The 8,745-nt window shown below is 41.3% G+C and carries 8 protein-coding genes and 4 pseudogenes; 7 read left to right on the forward strand and 5 right to left on the reverse strand.

All coding sequences use genetic code 11. The features are described 5' to 3' along the window. The 4 genes and pseudogenes from EKC99_RS14500 to EKC99_RS14515 form a co-directional block, all read left to right on the forward strand. A pseudogene (locus EKC99_RS14500) lies at nt 1-181 on the forward strand (UPF0236 family protein); the annotation flags it as partial. A 622-nt stretch (nt 182-803) separates the two neighbouring features. Continuing rightward, on the forward strand, nt 804-2,069 hold the full coding sequence (locus EKC99_RS14505; protein WP_163152532.1) for a YolD-like family protein: 1,266 nt from the start codon (nt 804-806) through the stop codon (nt 2,067-2,069). A gap of 306 nt (nt 2,070-2,375) precedes the next feature. Beyond that, nucleotides 2,376-3,563: pseudogene (locus EKC99_RS14510) on the forward strand (IS701 family transposase). A gap of 19 nt (nt 3,564-3,582) precedes the next feature. Next, entirely contained in the window at nt 3,583-4,017 is a 435-nt protein-coding gene (locus tag EKC99_RS14515) for a hypothetical protein (protein ID WP_178378778.1), read from the forward strand. A gap of 61 nt (nt 4,018-4,078) precedes the next feature. Here the strand turns inward: EKC99_RS14515 and EKC99_RS15940 are convergent, their stop codons facing one another. From EKC99_RS15940 to EKC99_RS16155, 3 genes and pseudogenes are all read right to left on the reverse strand, one after another. Next, nucleotides 4,079-4,597: a transposase gene (locus EKC99_RS15940; RefSeq protein WP_368667179.1), complete on the reverse strand. Its 519-nt coding sequence runs from the start codon at nt 4,595-4,597 to the stop codon at nt 4,079-4,081. Between the two features lie 20 nt (nt 4,598-4,617). Next, a pseudogene (locus EKC99_RS16150) lies at nt 4,618-4,779 on the reverse strand (winged helix-turn-helix domain-containing protein); the annotation flags it as partial. 51 nt (nt 4,780-4,830) lie between these two features. Further along, entirely contained in the window at nt 4,831-5,157 is a 327-nt protein-coding gene (locus EKC99_RS16155; protein WP_483296105.1) for a helix-turn-helix domain-containing protein, read from the reverse strand. A gap of 348 nt (nt 5,158-5,505) precedes the next feature. Here EKC99_RS16155 and EKC99_RS16030 point away from each other — a divergent pair. From EKC99_RS16030 to EKC99_RS14545, 3 genes and pseudogenes are all read left to right on the forward strand, one after another. Beyond that, nucleotides 5,506-6,057: pseudogene (locus EKC99_RS16030) on the forward strand (RHS repeat-associated core domain-containing protein); the annotation flags it as partial. 94 nt (nt 6,058-6,151) lie between these two features. Next, complete coding sequence (locus tag EKC99_RS14540; protein WP_240468896.1) at nt 6,152-6,685, forward strand: helix-turn-helix domain-containing protein; 534 nt, start codon at nt 6,152-6,154, stop codon at nt 6,683-6,685. Beyond that, entirely contained in the window at nt 6,678-7,181 is a 504-nt protein-coding gene (locus tag EKC99_RS14545) for an IS630 family transposase (protein ID WP_240468897.1), read from the forward strand. The genes EKC99_RS14540 and EKC99_RS14545 overlap by 8 nt, the downstream gene beginning before the upstream one ends. A gap of 452 nt (nt 7,182-7,633) precedes the next feature. On the opposite strand, the gene EKC99_RS14550 is transcribed toward EKC99_RS14545, so the two are convergent. Together EKC99_RS14550 and EKC99_RS14555 are read right to left on the reverse strand one after the other, a co-directional pair. Continuing rightward, on the reverse strand, nt 7,634-7,906 hold the full coding sequence (locus EKC99_RS14550) for a hypothetical protein (protein WP_205597821.1): 273 nt from the start codon (nt 7,904-7,906) through the stop codon (nt 7,634-7,636). 136 nt (nt 7,907-8,042) lie between these two features. After that, nucleotides 8,043-8,408: a hypothetical protein gene (locus tag EKC99_RS14555; protein WP_163152536.1), complete on the reverse strand. Its 366-nt coding sequence runs from the start codon at nt 8,406-8,408 to the stop codon at nt 8,043-8,045. Nucleotides 8,409-8,745: the final 337 nt, after the last annotated feature.

Genomic DNA, 8,745 nt, shown 5'->3' on the forward strand with positions numbered 1-8,745 from the left:
CGATGGAGTGATGTATGGCGTGGAAGAACGAGAAGAAACGAAACGAGAAACGATCGTGAAAAAGGCACTGAAGCGCGTGCAAACGCAAATGGCAGAAGTGGTACGAGATAACATCCCATACCTTCGCCAATCTTCAGGGGCACCGATTTACGAGGTATTGCAAGCATTGAAAGGTTTTTAAAACGAGAGAAAACGCACATACCTGCAGGATGAGAGTGAATAAAAACGCTTACATATAACGATTTCATAAAACCATATATAACCAAAAAATCGGTCGAGAAAAAAATCTCCCACAAAGTCTTGACTCAAACTATTCTAAAAAAAGGATTGACATACATTTTTTTTTTTTTTTATGATTATTTTAAAAATTATACAAGTTGCCATTTTGCTTTACATCCTGTCGATCATTTGCCGTGTTGTATTTGTAGTCGAATTGTATAGAGAGAGCAGGGAAACGAAAAATCGGAAATTTTTATTGCAATTTCATTTACAAAAAAGGGGGGATTGTTGTTGTGTCTGTCACCTATCGAAATGGTTTGTTGTCGGGAAAAACGTTCGGTTGATACAGACAGAGAATGTCCGCCGTTCTTCGTCTTTTTGTTGTAAAAGATGAAGTTTGATTAATAATTGAGGTAACAATCTTGTCACTCCAATGTTTGGGTGATTGTGTGTGTCGTTACCTCAATCATACCGTAAGCAAGAGTGACAAGCTTTTTTATCCAGAACAGCATAAAATCAACAAAAAATTAGGGGACGTCTTTAAAACTTTTGACAATACCAATATCAGAAGGGAAGTGTCCTTAATGAATATCTCACTAAAAAACACTGTGATCCTATTCATCATTTTACTTCCCATATTGATTTTATCACCACGGTCTATAAACGCGGAAAATGATATAGCTAATGATTCCGAATTAAAAAGAAATATAGAGTATAGAAAGAAAATGGGTTTAAATTATGATCCTGTTTATGTGAGTAATTTAATAACATCAAAGAAAGTAACACAGTCATACGAAAAACACGGAGTTTGGCTAACTGAGGACGAATTAGAGGAAATAGAAAATAGAATAAAATATCAAGAGGAAAAAATACCATTGATTTTAGAATATATTAGAAACAATATTAGTTCAAGTGATTTTGGGGGACTGTACGTCGATCAATCGAAAAAAGGGGTGGTAACAATTAGTTTTTCTAAAAATTTAAAACAAATGAATAAAGAGATAAATGACATTAGAAAAATTTTTGATAATGATTCAAAAATAAAATTTAAACAAGTACAAAGATCAGAAAAGCAGCTTGATGAAATACATTCGACAGTACTCTCGAAGAAGCATGAATTAAAGGAACAAGGTATAAATGTTACTACTATATATTCTGATATTCAAAGGAATAAGGTTATTATCGGCATTTATCCATTTGACAGCACTGCTAGGGATTCACTTGTAAATATATTCGGTTCAGATATTGAAGTAATTGAATCTGATGGTGGTTACGAAGAGTCTAGAACTGCTTATACACGGCCATTAGAAGGCGGATTAAGGATTAGCAATATTGACACAGGTTGGGGGTGTACGGGCGGATTTTCAGCTTCTTATGGAAATTGGGTTTACTATGTCACAGCTGGTCATTGCGGAAGAAGTAGTGATAGATTTAGTCAAGGCGGTTCATACTTTGGATATGCCTACAGGCTCGTAAATAGTGGTGAACTGGATGCAATGCTGATTTCATTAGGTCAACTTTCCTATGCTAGCAATTATAATTATGGACAGCCTAACTTTACCAGTTGGCAAAGAGAATCATATGAATATGTAGGACAATACGTATGTATGAATGGTTCATATACCGGTAATGCATGTGGGATTGTAAAAAGTACAAATTATTCAGCAAGAGAACACAATAATATGACTGCTGCTGATTATAATTCTACTAACGGTGATAGTGGTTCGCCTACATATTATGGTAGCCAGATTAGAGGTGTACATGAAGGCGTAGGCTCTAATGGGTGGAAAATGTATACTCATGTACAAAGTATAGTAGATTATTGGGGTTTATCTCCTAGAACGTGGTGAATGTTTTTGTGTATTATCTTTGTTAATATAGGGATTAGGGAAATAACGTATTACCAAATAAAACGTTCATGAGTAATCTTTACTTCCCCTAGGAGCATTTTTAAAAGCCTCCTGCTCATAAAAAGGGAATAGAGAGAAGTTTAGTTGTGCGTTGTGTTGTCTTTTTCGATAAATGTAATCTTAAACTGTAGATGAGCAAATTCACTAACATAAATTGACAAACAAACAAAAAAGGAGACATGAACCGAACTCCTTGGGTAAAATAGATGTGCTCAGAACCCATTCCCACAAGGAGGTTCATGTCTCATGAATAGATTAACACATCACCAAGGAATCCACAAGTTTTTCCTAGCGTTAGGGTTGGTCTTGCATGTCTCCAAACCAGCTTGGAAACATCTCGTTCACCTGGTCGATGCCTTGACCACCAAGGGATTTTCGGGAACGTTGACCGATGTCCATCACTGGAGTTTTCATCCGAATCATCGAACCACGCTCAGCCACTTTTTCACGAAAAGCCCTTGGAACGAGGAAAAACTGCTTGGGAAGCTTCAGGAATGGATCCTTCGCCAGATCAAACGCCTGGCCAAACGGAAGAATCAGCCCCTTTTCCTTTCGATCGATGATACAATTTGCCAAAAAACGAAGCCCTCGTCACGGGTCACGCACGCCATTCAAGGATGCAATTGGCACTACTCGCACAAAGATCATCAATCGGTCTGGGGGCATTCGCTCGTTTGGCGGATGGTACACACCTTCACGCAAGCGTTTCCGTTCGCGTTTCGTCTGTATGACAAGGCGGCGGGAAGGAGTAAAATCGACCTGGCGATCGAGATGCTTTCCTCGCTCAAAGGGAAGCGGGCTCATCCAGTGTATGTGCTCATGGATTCATAGTATCCGTCCCAAGAGCTCATCGAAGCCTGCCTGAAACAGGGATTCCATGTCATCGCCATGCTCAAGACGAGCCGAATTCTCTATCCGAAAGGCATCGCGGTCCAAGCCAAGTTGTTTGCCCGCTATATCGAGCCCCAAGACACCCGCCTCGTCACGGTGGACAAGAAGCGTTACCGCGTGTATCGTTATGAGGGGGCGATCCATGGCCTCGATGATGCGGTGGTGCTGCTGGCTTGGAAGGCGGATCAGCCGATAACGCTGGAACATCTTCATTGCGTCTTGAGCACCGATCGGGAACTTGGCGACGAAGACATCTTGCGTTACTATGCCCAACGCTGGTCGATTGAATGCTTTTTCCGGCAGGCAAAAGACCAGCTGAAGCTCGATGGGTACCGCGTCCGCCACATTCAGGCGGTCAAACGGTATTGGGTGGCCGTTTTGTTGGCTTGCGTGTACAGCATAGCGGAATCCCAGCAAGACCTCTCTGTCGGGCTGGAGCTTCTTCGATCGCGGAAAGGCCACAGCGTCATCGAGTTCATTTATGACGCGGCGAAGCAAGAGATTCCCATTGATGTTGTCAAAAAACAGCTCCATGTCGCCTAAGGGGTATCCTGTTTGTCTGTTGGGTTATGGAAATTATTGTAATGAAAAAATGCTCATCTACAGCTTAAATAAAAAATTATTTTTCATACAAAGGAATGTAATTCGAATGATTAGAACTGTTGTTTTCGTCTTGGTTAGTTTACTCTTGACTGGTTGCACAGGAACAAAGTCTTTTGAAGGGACGCTTTATAGTATTGGAGAAAATTATTTTGTTGTGGACTGTTCCCATGAAGTAAAGAAAAGGAAAAATAACGTAGAGGATATAAGCTATCCTTGTACAGTCCGAATCACAGACCAAACAAAATTCAGTGATGAAGATGGCAACAAATTAAGTGTTGACGATTTTACGGAAGAAGTAACTGTGAGAGTCATTCTTGCCACTCCTCAGACTATAAGTCAAAGTAAAGAAAGCAGAGAAATTGAGGCTAGGGAGATTATATTGCTTAATCGATAGAATCTGGTCCTTCAAACGAAAAAACTTCCCATTCGGTCGCAGAAATTGATAGGCTGGTTATCTATATACATGCAACATGAAGAGTTAACTTCTCAGTCATCCTGCACACCCTAAGCGCTGCAGCACTTCCTCCGGACGTTCGTGGATGTAGTTGACAAACCGAGTAATGGCTTGAATGATATCGTTGCGATCCTTGTGAAATACATTGGCCATCACCGTATCTTTCAGCCATTTCCATAAGCGTTTGATCGGGTTCAGCTGTGGCGAATAGGGAAAAGTGAAAACACTGCCCCTCTTCCCGCAAAAACTCCTTGACCATTTTGGCATGGTGAATGCGGGCGTTATCCAACACCAAGACCATGAGACGGTCCGGATCGCGCTCTTTGAGCATTCGCAAGAAATCCAAGAACGTCGCGGCATTGGCAGCGGTCGTTTGATGAAGCACCGTTTCGCTATCGTGGATGTTGACCGCGCCAAACAGCGATACGTGGCATGATGGCCGAACGTCGGCACTTGTTTTTGGCGGCCGATTCCGACCATGTGGACCGCAAGACATGGTAAGAGCGGATATGGGTTTCATCAAGGTACAACAAGACCGAATCAGGATCCATTAAGTTTTTTTATGAAGTCGATCTGTTTCTCAAAATGCTTTTGTCGATCCGGATCGCCTTTCGCTAATGTGTAGGTCGGCCGTGTCCATGACAGCCCTTTGCGGTGCAGGAGTTTTCGCAACGCTTCGCGGGAAATGCAAACACCGAAGTGCTTTTCAACATAGGATTACAGGAGTTTGGTGTTCCACGCCGAAGCGACGTCTCAGCCCAGTTCCACGGGAGTGGTGGTCAACACAAGCTGTTTGATCTCTTCCTGCTGTTCTTCGATGAGAAACGGCTCCCGCCCGGGGGCGAAATCCCGATGAAACAAGAGCTCCAGACCGCCTTCGTTGAACAGCGACACATAATGGGAAACGGTTTGTCGGCACACGTTGACCATGGAGGCCACCTCTTTGCCCAAATAGCCTTCCATGACCAGGCGAACCGCCATCACCCGTTGGCGAAGAAGGGTGTTTTTGATTTTCCGTTCCTGTTTGCGAAGTGTCCGAGGTGTCCATCCGTGATCGTTGGTGATTTTGAGACGTTTCATGCAGAATTCCGCTCCTTTTCCATGCTCTTCCTTAGGAGCAGTATAACCGGAGTGGGCACCACTTATACGAAGGTTAACTTTTCAATGAGCATATATATAGGCGACCTGCTTGCTTTATAGCAGTGTCGTCTTTTTTATAACAATTTAGATAAGCTATTGAATCATGCCATACTTGCAATAGGTAGATATGGAAATATTGATGATGCATCAAGACTTGAAAGAATTGTTGAGGAAAAAAAGTATTTAACAAAAAGGAAATTTTGGAAATTGCTAAGTGAAAGCGTGTTGTTAGACGATATTAACATCACAATAAAGAAATTGAAACGAAAGAAATAGACGATTCACACTCTAAATGAGCAACAAGGAAACATCGGGATCCGTTACCAATACGATGAGTGGGGAAATATTCATTCTCAATCCGGCGCTTTGGCGGAGGAAAACCCATACCGATATGCGGGATACCAATATGACAAAGAAACGGGTCTGTACTATCTGATCGCCCGGTACTATCATCCAACGCATGGCGTGTTCCTTTCTTTGGATTCGGACCCAGGGGATGCGGACGATATCCTCACGCAAAATGGGTATGCGTATGCGAACAATAATCCGGTGATATTGGTCGATCCGGATGGGCATTTCTTCTGGTTTGTAGTTAACGCTGGATTTGCGGCGTATGATGGATATAAAGCCTTTAAAAAAGGCGGTTGGAAAGCAGCGGCGATTGCTGTAGGTGTAGGGCTTGTTGGTGGTGCTACTTTTAAAGTGTATAGAATTTATAAAGCGAAAGAAACAGCCAAGATTATGAGGATTTTATTGGCTGCTAAGCATGGAAAAGGTAACACTACTATAGAAGCAGGTAGAGTAAGTAAGAGACTATATACATGCACTTTAAAGCAATGACTTCTGTATGAACACCTTTTTTCATGGCTATAATGCTCCCAAATACTCATGTGTAAAAGGAGCTGAAATGACATGAAACATCTGAAAATTACAAATGATCACGGATGGACGCCTCGAACACTTCGGAAACAAGAACAAAGATGCTTCGCTTGGCGTTCGGGTGACTGCCGTTCGTCTCGTCATGGAAGGTCATCTTGGCAAAGATGTCGCAAAAATGGTCAATCTGTGCCGTCAATCGGTTGCCCTCTACGTTGCACGTTTTCATGAGGGTGGGCTCGATCATCTACTCGATCGCCGCTTGCCGCTTGGTCGTGTGCCATTTCTTACGGAAGAACAACAACAAGAAATCAGACAACTCGTGTTAACTACTACACCTGTGGATGCTGGCTGGGGCATTGCTTCATCATGGAACACGCGTATTTTACAATCTTACATCCAACATACCTATGGCGTTTCGATGTCACGGGAAGGTATTCGCAAGTTGTTGCATCGTTTGCGTTTATCATGGACACGCCCAACTTACAAGCTCGTTAAAGGAGACGCTAAGCGTCAAGCTACGTTTCAAAAAGAACTTGAATTTATAAAAAAAACTAATTACCGAGAATGTCATGCTGTTTTATGTGGATGAGACACATGTTCGTGCTTATCAAGCTCTACGTACGACATGGGCAGAAGTAGGGAATCAAAAACAAGTGCCAAGCTACGGTCACCACGCTCATGTTTCCATTTTTGGCGCCGTCGATGTTCAACGAGGCGATGTCGTGTTTCATCGTGCATCATCCGCCAATGCCGAAACGTTCCTCGACTTTTTGCGCCTGTTGAAAGAGAAATATGCAGATCGATTCCTCGTTCTTGTATTGGACAATGCGCGTATTCACCATGCCAAGATGGTGCAAGCCTTTCTTGATGGCGAGGAAGGTGATGCTTTTCATTTCATCTTTTTGCCGCCGTATTCTCCACAGTTAAACCCGATGGAACGGTTATGGAAGTGGTTGAAGGATGAAGTGATTGCCAACGTTTTTCACAAGGATCAAAACGACATTGCACAATCCATTCCTCGTTTTGAACAGTACGTTCTACAACACCCGGATGAGGCGTTGCGTCGCATCGGGTGTACTGCGTGAATTAGAGGCTAAGATGTTAATTTGGATGTATATAGCTTACGCACAAGGTGATCCGCAGGAACAAGATCATCAATTTTTACCGTTGTTTCCATATGTCTACGATCTTCTTGATGACGTTGAAGCATCCGATTTCCCCCTCCTATAAATACCCTTATACCTATATATTAAAACAGCTTGTCGACTTTGTCGACAAGCTGTAAGGATGCCTTCGCATGAGGGCATCCTTTCTTTCAAGTTTTTCTTTTCTTTTGGATATACTGCGCTACAATGAAAATAAATACAAGAAGGAGTAGCACATCAATAACCCAATCGAGGGAGTATGTTTTTAAAAAATCTTTTGCAGTACTTTTTATGACTAATAGTAAAATGCTAACGATTAACCCTATGATAACGCCTGTCAAGGTAGTAAATATAATTTTTGCTTTACTCATTTTTGTATACCTCTGTTGAATTTATATCGTTTTATCAAATAAGGATGTCTTCGAATCAGGATTAATTTTGTTTTTGTAGTTTGTTGAAAGTTCAGTCATCATGAATGTGTACATTATATTCAAAGGTGTAATTTTTACAGTCCATTTTCCAAACTTTTTTCCTTCTATTCCATACAATAAGTTATATTTCATCAGACTCCAAAAATATCTGAACGGTCTGTGGTTATTTGTTTTTTCTACATCAATGCTTATTGTAAAAACTAATTCTTCACCCGGATTGTACCATTCCATCATTATCCTAGTGTCCTGTTTAATGTTTACTGCTTTGCACTATACAATAACAACTTCGTCCAAATAATTAAACACATTCTTTTTATTTAATGGTTTTAAATGGTGGTCTAGTGCTGTACATGAGCAAATCTCTACAATGTTAATACGATCCACCACCAATTGCTTTATGTAGCCAATTTTCTGCTTTTGTTATACCTTTATCTATCTGTTTTCCAATTTTGGTATTGTCAAACAATTTTTCTACACCCATTATTTTGTTAGATACTTCGGCAGCTACGTTACCTCCGATATAGCCAACAGCTCCACCTTTAATAGCTCCCATTGTTGTTTTTGGTCCGACTTTCCTTTCCAGCATCGTAAATCCTGTTGTAGCGGCTTTGTAAGCCACTTGTCCACCTTTGGCAGCTCCAAGAGGAATAGACACTAGATTTGTCAACGTATTGTCCCTCAAATCGTTTGCTACTGAGCTCACAACTCTATGAGCTACTTTTTGTAGTAAACTCATCTTTATTCCTCCCCCTAAAATAATCTTGGTTATTTAAGATATCATACATTATTATACAGAGAATTCGTGAGGGGGGGGCAACAATTCTTCATCTTTCTACAAATTTCGTAGTGTCTTACTTGTAATTACATCAAATAATAGCACTTTTCACAAACTCTTGACTCAAACCGTATCTTTTGTATGAGTAAAATGTTTGTGGGAGAAAAAAAGACAGGTTCCTGATTTGGTATAATAAGGAACCTGTCAGATATGTAAGCAAAATAGATGAAAAACGGGCTCTCCTCCTGGTAAGGTAGTAAGTGCGAAAAAAATACAACCAAAGAAAGGAGTGGAGCCC

The organism is Anoxybacillus sp. MB8 (assembly GCF_011006755.1).
Lineage (GTDB): Bacteria > Bacillota > Bacilli > Bacillales > Anoxybacillaceae > Anoxybacillus > Anoxybacillus gonensis.

What these genes read in the sequence shown, in the direction of transcription:
- EKC99_RS14540 (WP_240468896.1), top strand. Translation starts at nt 6,152, where the DNA reads ATGATCACGGATGGACGCCTCGAACACTTCGGAAACAAGAACAAAGAT.
- EKC99_RS14550 (WP_205597821.1), bottom strand. Translation starts at nt 7,906, where the DNA reads ATGATGGAATGGTACAATCCGGGTGAAGAATTAGTTTTTACAATAAGC.
- EKC99_RS15940 (WP_368667179.1), bottom strand. Translation starts at nt 4,597, where the DNA reads ATGAAACCCATATCCGCTCTTACCATGTCTTGCGGTCCACATGGTCGG.
- EKC99_RS14555 (WP_163152536.1), bottom strand. Translation starts at nt 8,408, where the DNA reads ATGAGTTTACTACAAAAAGTAGCTCATAGAGTTGTGAGCTCAGTAGCA.
- EKC99_RS14505 (WP_163152532.1), top strand. Translation starts at nt 804, where the DNA reads ATGAATATCTCACTAAAAAACACTGTGATCCTATTCATCATTTTACTT.
- EKC99_RS16155 (WP_483296105.1), bottom strand. Translation starts at nt 5,157, where the DNA reads ATGAAACGTCTCAAAATCACCAACGATCACGGATGGACACCTCGGACA.